The sequence below is a fragment of the Micromonospora sp. MW-13 genome (assembly GCF_003434305.1).
Lineage (GTDB): Bacteria > Actinomycetota > Actinomycetes > Mycobacteriales > Micromonosporaceae > Micromonospora.
Genome location: NZ_QKKX01000044.1, coordinates 95,065 through 112,438, shown reverse-complemented (window position 1 = coordinate 112,438; position 17,374 = coordinate 95,065). Strand labels below are relative to the sequence as shown.

General features: G+C 74.3%; 8 protein-coding genes. 3 read left to right on the top strand and 5 right to left on the bottom strand.

Translation table 11 applies throughout. The features are described 5' to 3' along the window. Positions 1-13: 13 nt before the first annotated feature. Entirely contained in the window at positions 14-205 is a 192-nt protein-coding gene (locus C5N14_RS31790) for a thiazolylpeptide-type bacteriocin (RefSeq protein ID WP_128763620.1), read from the bottom strand. 189 nt (positions 206-394) lie between these two features. Here C5N14_RS31790 and C5N14_RS21210 point away from each other — a divergent pair, with 189 nt between their 5' ends. After that, the gene (locus C5N14_RS21210) at positions 395-3,355 is read left to right on the top strand and encodes a LuxR family transcriptional regulator (RefSeq protein ID WP_128763619.1); all 2,961 of its coding nucleotides are present in this window, start codon (positions 395-397) and stop codon (positions 3,353-3,355) included. 79 nt (positions 3,356-3,434) lie between these two features. Here the strand turns inward: C5N14_RS21210 and C5N14_RS21205 are convergent, their stop codons facing one another. The 4 genes from C5N14_RS21205 to sthA form a co-directional block, all read right to left on the bottom strand. Continuing rightward, a complete protein-coding gene (locus C5N14_RS21205; protein WP_207892811.1) occupies positions 3,435-4,874 on the bottom strand; it encodes a M28 family peptidase in 1,440 nt (479 codons plus the stop codon). Between the two features lie 42 nt (positions 4,875-4,916). Then, on the bottom strand, positions 4,917-5,945 hold the full coding sequence (locus C5N14_RS21200; protein ID WP_207892810.1) for a cytochrome P450: 1,029 nt from the start codon (positions 5,943-5,945) through the stop codon (positions 4,917-4,919). 573 nt (positions 5,946-6,518) lie between these two features. Next, positions 6,519-6,665 (bottom strand): hypothetical protein, encoded by a 147-nt coding sequence (locus C5N14_RS33320; RefSeq protein WP_243639876.1) that lies wholly within the window; start codon positions 6,663-6,665, stop codon positions 6,519-6,521. Positions 6,666-7,421: 756 nt separating this feature from the next. Continuing rightward, the gene (gene sthA / locus C5N14_RS21190) at positions 7,422-8,825 is read right to left on the bottom strand and encodes a Si-specific NAD(P)(+) transhydrogenase (protein WP_117669864.1); all 1,404 of its coding nucleotides are present in this window, start codon (positions 8,823-8,825) and stop codon (positions 7,422-7,424) included. A 448-nt stretch (positions 8,826-9,273) separates the two neighbouring features. Between sthA and C5N14_RS21185 the strand changes: the two genes are divergently transcribed. Together C5N14_RS21185 and C5N14_RS21180 are read left to right on the top strand one after the other, a co-directional pair. Next, positions 9,274-13,632, top strand: a complete 4,359-nt coding sequence (locus tag C5N14_RS21185; RefSeq protein ID WP_128763618.1) for a peptidoglycan-binding domain-containing protein — start codon at positions 9,274-9,276, stop codon at positions 13,630-13,632. A gap of 46 nt (positions 13,633-13,678) precedes the next feature. Continuing rightward, entirely contained in the window at positions 13,679-17,374 is a 3,696-nt protein-coding gene (locus C5N14_RS21180; RefSeq protein ID WP_117669862.1) for a DUF6603 domain-containing protein, read from the top strand.

The following is a 17,374-nucleotide window of genomic DNA, read 5'->3' as shown; positions in this document are numbered from 1 at the left end:
TGGCCCGGTACGACTACTGGAGGACGACCTCGGCGGCGCACGACGAGTAGCCCAGCCACTGCCAGACAACCGAGGTGCTCGCCGAGGCGCCGGTCTCCGGCAGGGCAACCGCGTCGCGCACGGCGTGCACCTCCAGGTCGGACATCTCGAGATCAGCCAGGTTCAGGTCCTCGAGATCGGCCAGGGTGGCTGCCTTCTCCGACATGGCACTCCTTTCACGGAAGTAGATCTTGTCGAGAAGCAGTGTGCTGACTGGAGACTCAGCCGACAGTGGGGAAAACCCTGGGGTACCCTGACTGCGCCCGGCCGTCCGACCCCCGATGGCCGTCCGGCGGATGCCCGGCAGCCGATCGATGAGGCGGTGCCCGGCGGCCGACGCGCGGGAGGTGTGTCGATGCAGGCGCTCGTCGCGCGATCCGCGCCGACCGACTCCCCGCTGACGCTGCTCGGCCGCGACATCCAGGTTCGGGGCTGGACCGACGCCCTCGCCGGGGCCCGGCGAGGGGCCAGCAGCCTGCTGGAGTTCGCCGGCGAGCCGGGAAGCGGCAAGACCCGCCTGCTCACGCACCTCAACGGGCGGGCCCGGGCCGACGGCGTGACCGCGATCGCCTGCACCGGAGCCGAGACGCAGCGGGCCCAGCCGTACGGACTGTTCCGTCCGATCCTGCGCCGGGTCGGGGTAGCGCAGGGGGCCCCGAGCGACGCCGCGGCGGAAGAGCCGGACCACCTCCACCGGCTGGTGCTGGCGGGTCTCGACCGGCTCGACCCCGACGGCGGGCCACGCGCGTTCCTGTTCGACGACACCCACTGGGCCGACCCGCAGTCGCTCGCCCTGCTCGGTCGGTTGCTGCGCGATCCGCCGCCGGCCACCGTCATGGTGCTGGCCTACCGGCCCCGACAGTGCACTCCCCAGCTCGCCATCTGCCTCGACAGCGTCGCCGTCGGGCACGAGCGCCTGGAACTGGGCCCGCTGTCGGTCGCCGAGATCCAGGCGTTGACCGGCCTCGACGCCGGGCCGGCCGCGGAGCGGCTGCACGAGCAGAGCCAGGGCGTTCCGGGCTACGCGCTGGCCCTGCGTACGTCGCTGCGCCCGGCCGACGACGGGTACCCGGCCGAGACCGCACCGACCGGCCCGGCGGTGCCCTACGTCGCGGAACTGGCGCACCTGACCGCCGAGGAACGTGCGGTCGTCGACGTCGCCGCCGTGGCCGGCGCGGAGTTCGACGAGACGCTCGCCGCCAGCGTCGCGGGCATCGAGCCGTCGCGCTGCGCCGACGTGCTGGACCGGCTGGTGCAGCGGGACCTGCTCCGCAGCGAGCCGGTCGACGACGTACGGATGCGGTTCCGGCATCCCGCGGTGCGCGCGGCCGTCTACCAGGCCGTCCCACCGGGCCGGCGGCGCCGGCTGCACGCGGCCGTCGCCGACGAGTTGATCCGCCGCCAGCACCCGCCCGGGGTCTACGCCGGGCATGTCGCCCGCAGTGCCCAGCCCGGCGACACCTCGGCGGTGCGGGTGCTGCTGCGCGCGGCACAGCCGATCGTGGCGACCGCCCCGGTGCGGGCGATGAGCTGGCTCGTCGCGGCCAGCCGGCTGATTCCGGAGAGCGATCCGCTGCGCCTGGACGTCGACCTGGCACTCGCGCGTGCCTGCATCCTGGACGGCCGGCTCGCCGAAGGCCGCCGCCTGTTGCAGCGGCTGGCGGTGCACCCGGCCGGCGACGGGTACCGGGCTCGACTGGCGCTCACCCGCGTCGAACTGGACCGCGTCCTCGGCCACCCCGACGAGGCGTCGGCGCTGGCCGACCTGGAGCTGTCCCGGATGACTGCCGGTGCCGCGGCCGAGGTCGCCGTGCCGCTGGCGGTGGAGGCGCTCGTCTGTGGGGTGCTGCGCGCCGCGCCCGACGTACGGCTGCGCTCCGAGCGGGTCCGGGCGCTCGTCGACCGTGCCGCGCCGGATCCGCAGCTGACCCTCGCGGTACGCGTTACCGAGGCGTTCGGCGCCGCGTACGCGGGCGGGATTCCGGCGGTGCTGCCCGGGCTGGGTGAGATCGCGGTGCGACTGGACGCGCTGCCGGACAATTCGCTCGCCGCCCAGCTCAACCTGCTCGGGCTGTTCGCCTGGACGGAACTGTTGCTGGAACGGGACCGGGACGCGGCCCGCCACTTCGACCGGGCGCTGCGGATCGCCGCCCAGGCGGGAAACGCGCCGATCGTGCCGTACCTGCTCGCCGGCCGCTGCCATCTGCTCACCCGGCAGGGCAGGTTCGACCAGGCGGAGGCGGCGGCGGTCGAGGCGGCACGCGGCGGCGCCGAACTCGGCATGCCGTCGCTGGTCCTGCTCGCGGAGAGCCTCCGGGCGGTCGCCGTCGCGCGGCGCGACGGGCCACAGGCCGCCCGTGCGGTCGCGGAGGGTGCCCGGCGGCTGGCCCGGGAACCTGCCGGCGACCTGTTCAGCCGGATCGCCCGGCGCCTCGCGTTGCGCCTGCGCTACGAGTCCGGGGACCTGAGTTCGCTGGAGGCGTCGCTGGTCAAGGCCTACGGTGGCCCCGATCTCGGGCAGGTCGGGGCGGGCGCGAGACCGTACTGGGCGAGCCTGCTCGCCGACGTCGTCGCCGCCGACGGCCGGCCGGACGTCGCGGCCCGCTGGCTCGCGAAGGCCGCCCGGCTCGCTGCGGAACAGGGCCTGGCCGGACAGTTGGCGTACGTCCGGCTGGCCCAGGCCCGCCACCTGCTGGCCGGTCGGGTGTGGACACCGGAGCCGGAGCCGGACGGCTCGGCAGCCGGCCGGACGGTGCCCGACCCGCCGGTCGGGGAGCCGGCTACCCTGCCCGAGTGGGACCAGCGGCTGACGTGGACGGCGGGAGCCGCCGATCCGCAGGACGGCACCGGCGCCGCGGCCCGGCTGGCCGGCGCGGCGGTCGACGCCTTCGCCGGGCTCGGCTGGCGGCCGGCCGAGGCGGCGGCCCGGCTGGTGCTGGCCCGGGCGCTCGGCGACGGGCGGGCGTGGAAGCCGGCCGAGGCGCAGCTCGCCGAGGTACGCCGGATCGCCGAGACGACCGGTTCGCAGCCACTGCTGCGCTCCGCCGTCGACGCGCAACGGCGGATCGGTGGCCTGGCCGGCCGGCTCGCCGACAACGAACCGCACCTACGGCTCGGGCTGACCCGGCGCGAGTGGGAGATCGTCACGCTGATCTCGTCCGGTGCGGGCAACGCGGAGGTCGCGGACCGCTTGTTCGTGACCGTCAAGACCGTCGAGTCGCACCTGACCCGGGTGTTCCGCAAGACCGGGGTCACCTCCCGGGCGGCGCTGGTCGCCCGGTTCGCGACGCGGGCCGGCGTGGTCCCGCCGAGCTGAGCGACGCCCGGCAGGACCCGCGAACTCCGCGCCGGCCGGGAGGGCTCACGCCGGGTGCGCGACGCGGGCGAGCGCCCCGTTACCGGGCAGTGCGTGGCGCGACGGTCGCCGCCCGGACGTCCCGGACGTCGTCGGCCAGCCGCCCGAGCACCCACGCCACGGCGGGAACGTTGGTGTCCAGGGCCTCCCGGTTGAGGGTGCCGAGCCGGTCGCAGCGCTGGTGGTAACAGTGGTCGAACATCTGCCCGGCCAGGCCCCCGAAGCGGGCCTGCTGGGCCGGCGTCTTGACCCCGAGGTTGCCGCCGTCGATCCCGCCGGTCGGGATACCCACGGCCTCGAACGCCAGGTGGTCGGATCCGACGGACTCCGGGCCGGTCCGCTCGTAGGGCAGCCCCCGACGGTCGAAGTAGCCGGCGAACAGGTCGGCGAGCACGTGTCCGCCGCCGGTCCCCGGGTCCCAGACGAAGCGACCGTAGTTGGGCGAGGCGATCAGCTCCCCGTTGAGCACGGCCGCGACGCGCCGCCGCTCGTCGCCGGAGAGGGCGGCCACGTAGTGCCCGGAGCCGACGTTGATCATTTCCTCCGCGCCCCACCAGGCGAACCGCACCTTGTTGGTCACCGCGTGCTGACGGTTGGCCAGCGCCAGGGCCACCTGCAGCACCGTGGCGGCCATCGCCCCGTTGTCGTTGATGCCGGGCGCCTCCGGGACGCTGTCGAGGTGGGCGCCGAGCAGCACGACGTTGTCCGGGTCGCCGCCGGCGGTCTCGGCGAGCACGTTCACCGTGGTCCGGGCGACGGCCTGGGCCCGCAGCGTCAGGTGCACGCGGGCGCCGTCACCGCGCGCGGCGCGCGCCAGCGCCTCACCGTCGTGCTGGGAGACCGAGGCGGTCGGAACCGTGAACGCCTCCGGGGCGAAGGCGTGGAACCGGTAGCTGTTCTCCGGGGACGGGGTGACGTAGTACAACAGCACCCCCCGTGCCCCCAGGGCGGCGGCGACCTGCTGCTGACGGGTGTAGCCGCAGGCGGCCCGCGCGAGCACCACGACCGCTCCGGCGGCGTCGACGCCGGCGTAGTCGGCCGGGTCGCAGCCGGTGCGCCCGTCGATCGGTGCCGCCACGGGCGCCGCGATGCCCTCGGCCGGCGTCGACGGGGCGAACCGGGTCATCAGCACCGGTACGTCCCCGCCGCCGGCCCCGTCGACCCGTAGCCGCTCGGTGCTGATGTCGAAGTCGGTGTAGGGGACGGTCTGCTCCACGACCTGGTATCCGGCGGCCCGCAGCAGGGTGCTGACGTACCGGGCCGAGCGGGTGAACCCGACGCGGTTGTAGCCGCGGTCGCCGCCGCTGGCGTCGGCGATGTGCTGGAGCGCCGCCAGGTGACGGTGGACCCCGGCGCCGGTGACGGTCGCGGCCAGCCGGTCGGCCAGCGACCCCGGCGCGGCCCGGGCGGCGCCGCCCGGGGGCAGGGCGACGCCGGCCAGCAACAACGCGCCGACCAGCCCGGCCAGTCTGTGGAACACCCTCACGCTACGCACGACGCCTCCGGTCGTTGTCGGGCACGGTCAGTCAGTCCGGTGCGGTTGGCGCACCGACACGGGAAGCTCGGCCAGCCCGCGCAGGGTCGCCGTGGGCTCGTACGCCGCCGGGCCGGCCGGCGCGAGCCGCAGCCCGCCCGCGCGCAGCGCCCCCAGCACCTCGCGTAGCTGGAGGGTCGCCAGCCCGGCGCCGAGGCAGGCGTGCGCGCCCCGCCCGAAGGCCAGGTGCAGGCCCCTGCGCCGGGTCAGGCGTACCGCGTCGGGGTCGGGGAAGACCGCCGGGTCGCGGTTCGCCGCCGCGATGAACAGCACCAGCACGTCGCCCCGCCGCACCAACTGGGCGCCGACCGGCTGGTCGCGTACGCACACCCGCGCGTCGGCCTGCACCGGGCCGTCCAACCGGATCAGCTCGTCGACCAGGGCCTCGTCGGCGTCCCGGGTGGCCGGGCCGGCCAACAGCTCCGGATGCCGGACGAGCCGGGCGAGCACCCCGCCCAGGAGTCGGCTGACCGACTCGTAGCCGGCGTGCAGCACCGCGCGCAGCGAGTTGGCCAGCACCGCCGCCGGCACGTCCTGCGCCCGCGCGGCCCGCCGGGCCGCCCCGACGAAGCCCCGCTCGTCGGCCTCGGCCAGCCAGTGCGTGACGAGCCGGCTCAGCTCCGCCCGCGCCTGGTTGCCCGGTTCCGCCCGGGCCGGCTCGATGCCGGCGTCCATGCTCCGCACGATCGCGTTGGACCACTGCTCGAACCCGGCGCCGTCGGGCGGCGGCACGCCCAGGAAGGCGGTGATGGTCCGTAGTGCGACCGGGCGCGCGAACCGGCTCACCAGGTCGACGGTGCCGGGCTGCCCGGACAGTTCGGCGAGGTGCTGCGCGGCGATCGCCGCGAACTGCTGTCGCACGGTGCTCAGCGGCTGCTCGTGCAATGCCGAAACGAGCAGGTGTCGAATGGCGCCGTGCTCGGGCGGATCGAGTGACTGCACACTCAACTGGGTGTCCGGGATTTCGACGTCGATCCGCCGGAAGTCGGAGCCGAAGTTCGTGGTGTCGCCGAGCACCTGTCGGCACTCCGCATACCCCGTGACGACCCAGGAATCCAGGAACTCGTGCCAGTGGACCGTATTCGTTTCCCGGAGTTTCCGATAGAACGGGTATGGGTCCGCGATCACGGAGGGGGCCAGTGGATCATAGATCGGGTCACGCACCGCAGCAGTGGCCTCGTCCGCCACAGGAGACGTCCCTTCCGGGGGTGGTGGGCTGTTTCGCGGGCACGTGGCGCCGCGGCCGTCCGGACGCGCCGGATGGCCGCGGCAGCGCGACGTGTCAGTGGAGGTAACGCATTTTGGCCCCCTTCCGCTCGGCGCTCGGATCGTCGGTGAAGCTGACGGCGATCCGGCAATAATCCGTGCTACGGGTAGGACGAGGCCAGGAGTGCCGCGCCCCCCGAAACGGCGAAACGGCGAAACGCCGGAATACGGTTCCAGCGGGTGGGCGCCCCCGTGCCATTTGTCAACCTGCCACAGGAGCTTCGGGGTGTCAACGTTCGACGTCGAACAATGCGTCGACCTTCATATGGTGAATCCTGTGCGGGGCGTCCGAGGCATGGCCGGGCGCCTTTCGCTAGTGCCCCGTCATGCAGCCTTGAACGGGTAGTCCGGGTGCCGGATCTTGGGTTCGGTGGCGAATCCGGTGGTCAGTTCGGCCTGGTCGGCGGCGCACCAGGCTGGTTGGCGGTGCGCCAGGCGGCTGGCCTTCCACGTCTTGGTGGCCTGCCACATCCCACGTTCGTGCGGGACACGCCGGATCGTCTCGATGCTGATCGCCGTGACGTGGCCGACCTCGACGAGGTAGTCGCGCAGCTTGGCAGGCGACCAGCAGGAGAACGGCCGGCCAGGTCCTCGGTCTCCTTCGACAGCGCCACGGTCGCCCGCCGCAGCGCTTTACCGGATCCTTCTCCCCGTCGGCCACCACCCCCACAGCCTCATGCGTGGGGAGACAGCCTGCCCGACAGGTCCTCAGCACCCACGGCGACGGCGAATTCCGGGCGGGGGCGCTTCGGTCAGGGAGTCCGGGGGTTCCTGGCGTGGGTGTCGCTGCGCAGCAGGTGCGCCTTCCCGGCGCCTTTGGAGCTGAGTCGAATACGACATCGGCCACGCCCGCCGCGATCGGCGACCGCAGGCCACGACCGCAGGCCACGACCGCAGGCCACGACCGCAGGCCACGACCGCAGGCCACGACCGCCAGCAACCCGACGGGGCGGTGGGTAACCGCGACGGTGGCGGCCCGACCGACGGTGATGACGTGAACGACTCAGCTCCATAGGCACCACCCCCACGCCATCGACCGCCGCCCACAGTTCCGCACGGGCCACCATCCCCCCGCCGACCGGGGACCGCACCCACGATCATGCAATGGCCCTGCCTCGCGTCACCCTCCACCCAGGCGTACACCCAGGTCAGACACACCCCAATCGACTACGCAAAGACCCTGCCCCAGAACCGACGGATTACCCGATCAACGTTCAAAGACGCGGCCTAGCCGTCGATCCTGGTGATGTTGCGGATCTTGTTGGACGCGTCCAGGGCGGCCACCTTGTACGCCTCCGCCAGCGTCGGGTAGTTGAAGACGGTGTCGACCAGGTAGTCGACCGTGCCGCCGCAGCCCATGACCGCCTGTCCGATATGGACGATCTCGGTGGCGCCGGTCCCGAACACGTGCACGCCCAGCAGGCGGCCGTCGTCCGGCGAGACGAGCAGTTTCAGCAGGCCGTACGAGTCACCGACGATCTGGCCGCGGGCCAGCTCGCGGTAGCGCGCGATGCCGACCTCGAACGGCGTCGAGCTGTCGGTCAGCTGCTCCTCGGTCTTCCCGACGAAGCTGATCTCGGGAATGGTGTAGATGCCGATCGGCTGCAACTCGTGCAGTTCGCGGGCCGGCTCGCCGCAGGCGTGTTGCGCGGCCAGTCGGCCCTGCTCCATCGACGTGGACGCCAGCGCGGGGAAGCCGATCACGTCACCGACCGCGTAGATGTGGTCCACCGTGGTGCGGTAGTTCGCGTCGACCGCGATCCGGCCGCGCCGGTCGGCCGCCAACCCGGCCGCCTCCAGGGCCAGGTCGTCGGTCTGGCCCTGCCGGCCGGCCGAGTACATGACCGTGTCCGCGACGATCTTCTTGCCGCTCTTCAGGACGCACAGCGCCGCGCTCTGGTGCTTCTCCACCGCGGCGACCTCCTCGCCGAAGCGGAACGTCACGGACAGGTCGCGCAGGTGGTACTTGAGTGACTCGACCACCTCCTCGTCGCAGAACTCGAGCATCCGGTCGCGGCGCTCCACCACGGTCACCTTCGTACCGAGCGCGGCGAACATCGACGCGTACTCCATGCCGATCACGCCGGCGCCGACCACGACCATGCTGCGGGGTACGGCCTGGAGGTTGATGACGCCGTCGGAGTCCACGATCGTGCGGTCGTCGAAGTCGACGCTGTCCGGGCGGGCCGGGCGGGTGCCCGCGGCGATGATGGCCTTGTCGAAGGTGACCCTGGACTCGTACCCGGGGCCGTCGTTCACCCAGACCGAGTGCGGGTCGGCGAATCGTCCGGTACCGGTGATCAGCGCGACCCGGTTGCGGGCGAGCTGGTTGCGGATGACGTCGGTCTGCCGGCTGATCACGTGTTGGGTCCGGGCGGCCAGGTCGCTGACCGTGATCTCCTCCTTGACCCGGTAGCTGCTGCCGTACAGGTCCCGCTGGCTCATGCCGCTGAGGTAGAGCACGGCCTCGCGTAGCGTCTTGGAGGGGACGGTGCCGGTGTTGATGCACACCCCACCGATCATGTCGCGGCGGTCCACGACGGCGACCCGCCTGCCGAGCTTGGCGGCGGCGATCGCGGCCTTCTGACCACTGGGCCCGGAGCCCAGCACTAACAGGTCGTAGTCATACACGACGGTAAGCCTCGCAAGTTGGCGCAACCCGTGCCAGCCGGGTCCACCCACGGTCCCCGGCCGGATCGGCCGGGTGGTCACCCGGTGACGGACGGCGCGGGGTGGCAGGGCCGGCACGTCGCCGGGACGTCGCCGGAACGGCGGGTCACGGCAGCCGCCCATTCTGCACCGCAGCGCCGCCGCCCGAACGGGCCGGGGGCCGGCTGCCCGTACGGCCGAGCGACGGGTGTCCCGGCCAACCGGGACACCCGTCTCTGGTGGACGGGCGCGCCGGCCGGAAAGACTGCCGTGCGCCGCTACCGCAGCGGCGGTCGGACAGTGGCGCGTGCACCGTGCCGCGAGTCGCGGCCGTCGGCAGCGACGGGTGAACCTCCCGTCGGCCCCGCACCGCGGCGCACCGACCCACCGGCCGGATCCGGCTCGTGGAACCGCGAAAGGAAACTCGACGATGGACGCTCCGGGCGGACCACCCCACGTTGTCTGTGGGCCGATCGTGCGCCGGGTCGATCCGGGCAGCGTGGCGGTCTTCGTCGCCGTCCGGTCCGCCTGCGCCGTCACCCTCACCGTGTTCGAGGTGGGCCCCGGCCCGGACTTCGCCCGGGGCGCCACCGTGGCGACGGGCAGCCGGGCCGCGGTCCGGCTCGGCGGCAACCTGTACGTGGCCACCGTCCAGGCCGTCGGCGGGCTCCAACAGGGCCGGCTCTACGGCTACGACCTGTCCTTCCCGGGCTCCACCGGCAACTGGTCGAGCCTGCTGGCCGAGGGGGCGGTGGCCGCCGACAGGACCGCCGCCCGATCGCTGCTCAGCTACGCCGGTGACCCGCTGACCAAGGGCGGAGCGCCCGAGTACCCCAGCTTCGTGACGCCCCCGGCGGACCCCGGAAAGCTGCGGATCTTCCACGGGTCGTGCCGCAAACCGCACGGCGAGGGCCACGACGCGCTGGCCGTGCTGGACCCGATCATCGCGGCGGCCGGCGCGGACCCGACGCTGCGCCCGCACCAGCTGGTGCTCGGCGGCGACCAGATCTACGCCGACGACGTCGCCGACGTCCTGCTGGCCATGGTGCACGGGCACGACGCGGTCCCCGCCCACGACGGGCTGCCGGCCGTCCCGGAGTTGCCCGGCCTCGGGGCCACCCTGGGCCTGCCGCCGGAGCTGCTGCCCGACGGCTCCGCCAACCCGCCCGCCGACCGGCTGTTCACCCCCGGCAACCGGGCGGTGACCCTGTCCCGGGACGCGAAGTTCACCTCGGGCGAGGCCCACAGCCACCTGATGTCGCTGCGCGAGTACGCCTGCATGTACCTGCTCGCCTGGTCGGACCAGCTCTGGCCGGCGACGTACCCGAGGTTCGAGCACGTCTTCCCGGCCGACACCCGGATCCTGCGCGACCCGCAGGGCGGTGGGCCCGGCGACACCGTCTACGACCGGCTGCTGGTCGGCCGCGCCTACGACGCCAGCAGCCAGCAGCAGAAGATCATCCACCGCTACCTGCGGTGGCGGGAGCAGACCCTGCGGCTGAAGAACTTCCAGCGCGGGCTGGTCGCCGTGCGCCGACTGCTGGCCAACGTGGCCACCTACATGGTCGCCGACGACCACGAGGTCACCGACGACTGGAACATGACCCGGGAGTTCGTCACCGACGCCGTGCTCTCCTCCGAGCTGGGCCGGCGCGTCGTGCGCAACGCGATGGCCGCGTACGCGGTCTTCCAGGCCTGGGGCAACACGCCGGACCGGTTCGCCGAGCAGGGGGCGGCCGGCGAGCCGGGCTGGGAGATGCTGGCCGCGCTGAGCGGCTGGCTGGCCGCCCCGGGGGCGACGGACGACCAGCGGCTGCGGGACCGCCTCGGACTGCCCACCGCGGTCGGTGCCGACGGGCGGCCGGTCCGCCCGGCCGGCGCCCTCACCTACCACTTCACGGTCACCTGGCCGCGCTACCAGCTCGTCGCCCTGGACACCCGCACCTGGCGGGAGTTCCCGGCCGGCGCCGGGCGCCCCGGCGGGCTGCTGCTCGCCGACCACCCGCTCAACGAGATGATCAGCGGCGGCGGGGTGCTGGACGACGAGGCGGTGACCGTACTCGCGCAACCGGTCGCCCTGTTCGGCATGCCGCTGCTCGAACAGGTGGCCCAGCCCGCCATGAAGGCCCTCGCCGGCCGGTACGAGGCCGACGCCGAGGACGCCTGGATCACCAGCGACGCGGCCACCCACAAGTTCCTCGGTCGGCTGCTCTCCGCCGCCCCGCCCGGCCCCGACGGGGTGCGGCGTCGGCGGATCGTCATGCTCGGCGGCGACATCCACTTCGGCTCGGCCGAGCGGATCCGCTACTCCGCGACGCTGCCGTACGCCTGCGGCCCCGACCCGGCCCTCCCGTTCCAGGGGGTCAACCGCACCGAGGGGGTGATCGCCGGCTTCGTGTCCAGCGCGTTGCGCAACGAGGTGTTCCTGACCCGCCTGCTGCACGACGTCGGGTACGTGCCGTTGCTGGACAACCTCGGCCGGATCGACCTGGTGGGTTGGGCCAACGAGGACGAGCAGCAGCAGGGCCGGCGCTTCCAGGCCGGGGTCCAGGTCAGCGTGGCCGCCGACGCCGTCTCCCAGTGGTGGGTCTCCGGCCGGCCCGCGGTCAGCGACTACGACCGGCTGAAGCTGCTCAGCCGCCCGCCGGAGTGGAGCATCCAGGTGCAGTTCGCCCACCACGACGAGGCCGACCCGACGGTCCGGCGCGACGGCGCCCCGGAGGACGTCCTCGACCCGACCGGGCTGCCCCGCGAGCAGGCGCTGGCGCAGTACCTGGCCGCCGCCCGCAACCTCGACGGATACCTCGGCAGGTGGGGCAACGGCAAGGAGATCGTCGGGCACAACAACCTCGGCGAGATCACCTTCGACTGGCCGGCGGGCGAGCGCAAGTCGGCCACCCAGCGCCTCTGGTGGCACCTGCCCTCGGAGAACCGGGCCGCCGCGCTGACCAAGTACACCATCGACCTGTCGTACGGCTGCTCGCTGCTGGCCGAGCCGCCGTACGGCTACGTGCTGCGGCCCGACGACCACGACGCCCGCCCCGGGGGCAAGGCGCACTACGACGGCGCGGACCGGCCGGCCACCCTGGTCACCGACCGGTGGGTGACCCGGTTGCAGGGCGACCTGGCCACCTTGGGGTTCCGCCCGGCGCGCAACCCCGGCGAGTTCGACTCGACGACCTACTGGGCGGTGCGCGAGTTCCAGACGTACGCCCGGGCCGCCCGGGTCGCCCACGAGCCCGCCGAGGCGACCGCCACCCGGTACTCCGACCGGTTGGTGCCGGTCGACGTGCCGGAGGCCGAGCGCTATCTCGGACCGGTCAGCGGGGTGGCCGACCTGGCCACCCAGCTCGCCGTCCGGCACTGGCTGGACAAGCGGTGGCGCTGCCCGGTGGTGGTGGAGGCGTGGCAGGTCGCCGGCGGCAGCCCGCAGCACCTCGCCATGCCCAACGTCTGGTTCACCGACACCGGCCACCCGGCCGACCAGCGGCTCTACTCGCGGGTGGTGACCGGCCGACCGGCCGGCGCCGGGCCGGCGCCGGCCGACCACCCCGAGCTGATCCCGCTGGGTGGCTGGAGCAGCCGGCCCGCCGCACCGCAGTGGTCCGGCCCGCTGGTGGAGCCGGCGGTCGAACTGCTCCCCGAGAAGCTGATCCCGCCCAGGGAGGGAGAAACCGGCGGACCGTCGCTGGCCGCGCTGGCCGTCGCCGCCGGCAGCGCCGACCCCGCGGTGTCCGACCCGGCCCGCCGCCGGCTGTCCACCTTCAAGGTGCTGCGGGCGGTCGCCGAGAACACCCGGCCCGGCTCCGCCGGCGGCTGGTTCGACGTGCTGGACGGTACCGACGCGGGGCTGCTGCGGATCGGCCCGTTCGGCTGGCCGGCGGACGGGCCCCGCACGACGCCGGTGACCCTGCCGCCCCGGCCGGACTGGCGCACCGAACCCGGCCAGCTCTGGGCCTGGCTGGCCGCGCTGCGCGCCACCGACCGCGACGCGTACGAGGCCATGGGCGGGCTGGCCGGGCTGTCCGCGACGCCCGGCTGGGGGGTCGACGGCGGCGCCCTGATCTACCCCGGACTGCGGGTCGGCCGGGCCCGGCCGACGCTGAGCGACCACACCGGCGGCGCGGGCCTGCCGATCGAGAACGTCTTCGAGTTGAACGACCTGCGCGGCTGGCACTGGGTGCACCGCTTCACCACGGGCCTGCGAACCCAGCCGGGGGTCCGGCACAGCATCTGGCGCTTCGCCCGCCAGGGCCTGCACGACCTGCTCGGCACCGCGTGGGATCCGCCCGGCGCGGCCCCGGTGACGGTGCCGGACGTGCCCGGCCCGGACGGCAAACCCCGCCGGGCCCGGGTCGGTGACCTGTTCACCTCGGAGCGGGCGGTGGCCCAGCTCGCCTGCTGGCAGGCGTTGCGCGCCCACCACCTCGTCGCCCTCGGACCACCGGTCGCCGGTGAGCCGCCCGAGCAGCGGACCGTGCCCCGCGCCGCCACCGAGCTGCGCACCGTGCTGACCGTGGCCCGGACCCTCGGGCCGGACTTCACCGGCCCGCCCACCGGCTGGACCGACGCCCACGAGACCGCCCTGCTCACCGCGATCGGCCAGGTCGCCGCAGCCGACGCCGAGCTGACCGCCGCGCTGGCCGCGGTGCGGGCCTGGCCGGCCTGGCCGGGCGGCACGACGTACCAGTTGCCGGTCGCGGCGCTGCCGGCGGCCGACCGGGCGCTGTCGCCGCAGCGTGGCTCGCTGCGGCTGGACACCAGCGACCTGTTCCGGGTGACCGGATGAGCCCTCGACGCCACGACCACGACCGCAGTGAAGGAGACCCGGACGCATGAGCGACGACGTCGAGGAGAACCGGAACGTCCTCGCCCTGCTCTGGGGCGAGCTTCGCACCCTGGCCGAGCCGGTGCTCGGCTCGTACGACCCGTGGCGGCGGGCCCGGCTGATGCGGGCGCTGGGCTGGGACCTGGAGGCGATCAGCGGGGTCGACGCGCACACGTTCGAGGCATGGGTCGGCACCGTCGGGACGGCGGTCGACACGCTGGACGCGGCGATCGCCGGTGGCCGGCCCGACTCGCTGGCCGAGCTCAAGAAGATCGGCACCGCCGCGGGCACCGCGTTCGGGCAGGTCGGCGCGCTGCCCCCCGCCGTGCGCGGGAAACTGCCCGCGGTGGACGGCCTGCCCGAGGCGTTGGCCGACGACCTGGTCGACCACCTGATCCTGACCTACCTGCTGCGCCGGGCCCCCTGGGCGGTGCCACTGCTGACCCTGCTCGGCCTGGTCACCCCCGGCGCCGAGCTGCCACCGAACCCGCCGATGCCGGCCGGCGACGCGCCGATCCGGCTGCCCCGCCACCGCGACGAGCTGCACCTGGAGCGGCTCGTCGAGCTGGTCGCCGACCCCGGCGGATACCTCAAGGGCCTGTACGCGCCCGCCGGCTGGGACACCCCGGAGGCCGTCGAGGCGCTGGCCGCGCGGCTGCTGCCCCGGCTGGCCGCGACGCTGCGGGCGTTCGGGGTGGACGCCGCGCACGGGGTGCGGCCGGGCATCGGCCCCGACCAGGGAGAGGCCGGGCTGCGGCTGGCCGACGGGCTGCTCCGGGTCCGGTTCGCCGTCGCGGGGCCGCCCGGCGGCGGGGAGCCGGCCGCGCTCGCCGGCCAGCCGGGACCGCGCGCCCTGGCCGGCCCGGCGGACGGCGATCCCGACGCCCAGCTCCGCCTCGGCGTCACCCTCGCCCTGGCCTGCTGGGACGGCCTGCTCACCGGGATCGTCGCCCCGACCGGCGAGGCACACCTCGAAGGCGCGTTCGGTCGCTGGAACGTCGCCACCGACCTGGCCGGGGCCGGCCCGGCCATCGCGATCAACTCGGCCGGGGTGACGGTCGCCGGCGGCGGCCCGGCGGTGAAATTCTCCGCCGAGGTCGCCCGGATCGCACCGAAGGACCAGCCCGGCTGGGTCATCGGCGCGCCCGACGGCACCCACCTGGCCATCGGGCAGCTCGTGCTGCGCGGCCGGGCGACGCTGGGCACCGGCCGCGACGACATCGAGTTGATGCTCGCCGCCGGCCGCGCCGAACTGGTGGTCAGGGCCGGCGACGGCGACGGCCTGCTGGCCCGGCTGCTGCCGGCCGACGGCCTGCGGTTCGGCTTCGACCTCGGCCTCGGCTGGTCGCTGCGGACCGGCCTGCACCTGTCCGGGGCCGCCGCGCTGACCGCCGACTACCCGATGCACCTCTCGCTGCGCGGCGTACACCTGGAGGGGCTGCGGATCGCGCTCGCGGCCAGCACGCACACCGCCAGCGTCGGCCTGACCGTCACCACCACGGTCCGGGCCGAGATCGGTCCGCTGCACGCGGTCGTGGAGAACATCGGCATCCGCGCCGACCTGACCTTCCCGCCCGCGTTGCCGGCCGGCACCGGCAACCTCGGCGGCGCCGACCTGGTGCCCCGCTTCAAGGCCCCGGACGGGGTGGGGCTGCGGATCGACAACGGCTTCGTCAACGGCGGCGGCTACCTCTTCGTCGACGAGCCGCGCGGCATGTACGCCGGGGCCCTCCAGTTGGGCATCGCCGCCAAGGACGGCCTGTCGCCGATGCGGGGCTTCCTGCTCCAGGCCACCGCGATCCTCAACACCCGCAACCCCGACGGCAGCCGACTGGCCGAGGCCGACGGCGAGCACACCTTCTCGATGCTGGTCGTCGGCACCTTCCAGTGGTACCCGGGGCTGATGCTGTTCTGGGGCATCTCGATCACCGGTCTGGGCCTGGTGGTCGGGCACAACCGGCGCAGCAACCCCGAGGAGGTCCGCAACGCCGCCCGCGCCGGAACCCTGGACTCGCTGCTGTTCCCCGAGGACGTGGTGGGTCGCGCCCCGGCGGTGATCGCCACCCTCAGCCGGATCTTCCCGGTCGACCCCACCGGCACCGTGCTCGGCGCGATGGTCCGGCTGAACTTCCTCTCCGGGCAGATCGTCGCGGACCTGGCCGTGCTGGTCGAGTTCCCCGATCCGGTCCGGGTGCTGCTGCTCGGCAAACTGGTCGTCGACTTCCGGCCGGCCGGCCGGCTCCGGCTGGACTCGGTCGGCATCGTCGACGTCGCCCGCAAGGAGATCAGCCTCGACGCGGCCCTGATCGACTCCAACCTGTTCGGCCAGCCGGTCTCCGGCGAGATGGCCCTGCGGGCCCGGTGGGGCGGGGACAAGTCGTTCGCCATGTCGATCGGCGGGTTCCACCCGAGGTACTGCCCGCCGGCCGGCTTCCCCTCGCTCAAGCGGTTCGAGATCAAGCTGCTGAAGCTGGGCAAGGGGATCAAGCTCAACGCGTACCTGGCGGTCACCAGCAACACCGCCCAGTTCGGCGCCGAGCTGCTGATGAAGTTCGAGGCGGCCGGGTTCGTCCTCGACGGCCGGGCCTGGCTGGACGTGCTGTTCCAGTTCAAGCCGTTCTGGTTCACCGCCGAGATCGGCGCGTACGTCGCCCTGACCTACGACGGCACCGAGCTGCTGGTCATCCGCCTGTTCATCGGGGTGAGCGGCCCCGGCCCCTGGCGGGCCTGGGGCGAGGCACGGATCAAGTTCCTGTGGTGGGAGGTGTCGGCCAAGCTCGACTGGACCGACGGGAAGAAGAACGACCAGCCCGAACCCAGCTACGTGGACGCCGCGGCGCTGCTCCAGCAGGCCCTGTCCACCCCGGACGCCTGGGCGGTCCGGGCCACCGCCGTCGGGGCGGAACCGGTGGCCCTGCGGGCGGTCGAGGACACCGGGGGAGCGCTGCTGCTCTCCCCGGGGGCCGCCCTCGGCGTACGCCAGAACGTCCTGCCCCTCGGCGTCGAGTTGCAGCGGATCGGCACCTCCCGCCTCCGTGGCCCGAACCGGTTCGCCCTCACCGAGGTCAGCGCCGGCACCGGCGACGCCGCGGCACGCGGCACCCTGGGCGAGGCGATCCTCGACGACTTCGCCCCCGGCCAGTTCCGCGACCTGACCCCCGAGGAGCGGATGCTCACCCCGGGCTTCGAACGACTGGAAGCCGGCCGCGAGGTGGCCCTGCCCGACCGCACCACCCTGCCGGCGGGCGACGACACCGTCTTCGCCGGGCTCGACGGCGACGGCGCCTACGACCGGGTGATCGTCGACGACCCCGACGACGCCGGCCGGGAGATGCCGGCGGCGGCGCCCACGCTGTCGGCCGCCGACGCCGTACCGGGCGGGCTGCTGGCCCTGTTCGCCGCCACCGGCCCGGCCGCCAACGCCCGTACCCGCAGCAGCGGGGCGGCCCGGTTCACCGGGGCTGGCCTCGGCCTGCGCGACGCCGGGCCGTCCTGGGTGGCCGGCCGCGGCGCCCCGCGCCCCGCCGGCCGGCGGGGCCGACCGGCCCTCGCCCGGCTCCGCCCGCCGGTGGCCGCCCTGCCCACCGCGACCCAGGCGGCCGAGGTGGCCCCCGGGGGCGACCGTGGCCGGCTGATCCGCCGGGCCAGCGTCCCCGTGCCCACCCCGACCATCGTCCTGCCCGAACCCGAGAAGGTGTCCTGA

Bases quoted from the DNA above. Each gene is read 5' to 3' on its own strand.
- C5N14_RS31790 (WP_128763620.1), bottom strand. From the start codon at position 205: ATGTCGGAGAAGGCAGCCACCCTGGCCGATCTCGAGGACCTGAACCTG.
- C5N14_RS21210 (WP_128763619.1), top strand. From the start codon at position 395: ATGCAGGCGCTCGTCGCGCGATCCGCGCCGACCGACTCCCCGCTGACG.
- C5N14_RS33320 (WP_243639876.1), bottom strand. From the start codon at position 6,665: ATGTGGCAGGCCACCAAGACGTGGAAGGCCAGCCGCCTGGCGCACCGC.
- C5N14_RS21185 (WP_128763618.1), top strand. From the start codon at position 9,274: ATGGACGCTCCGGGCGGACCACCCCACGTTGTCTGTGGGCCGATCGTG.
- C5N14_RS21180 (WP_117669862.1), top strand. From the start codon at position 13,679: ATGAGCGACGACGTCGAGGAGAACCGGAACGTCCTCGCCCTGCTCTGG.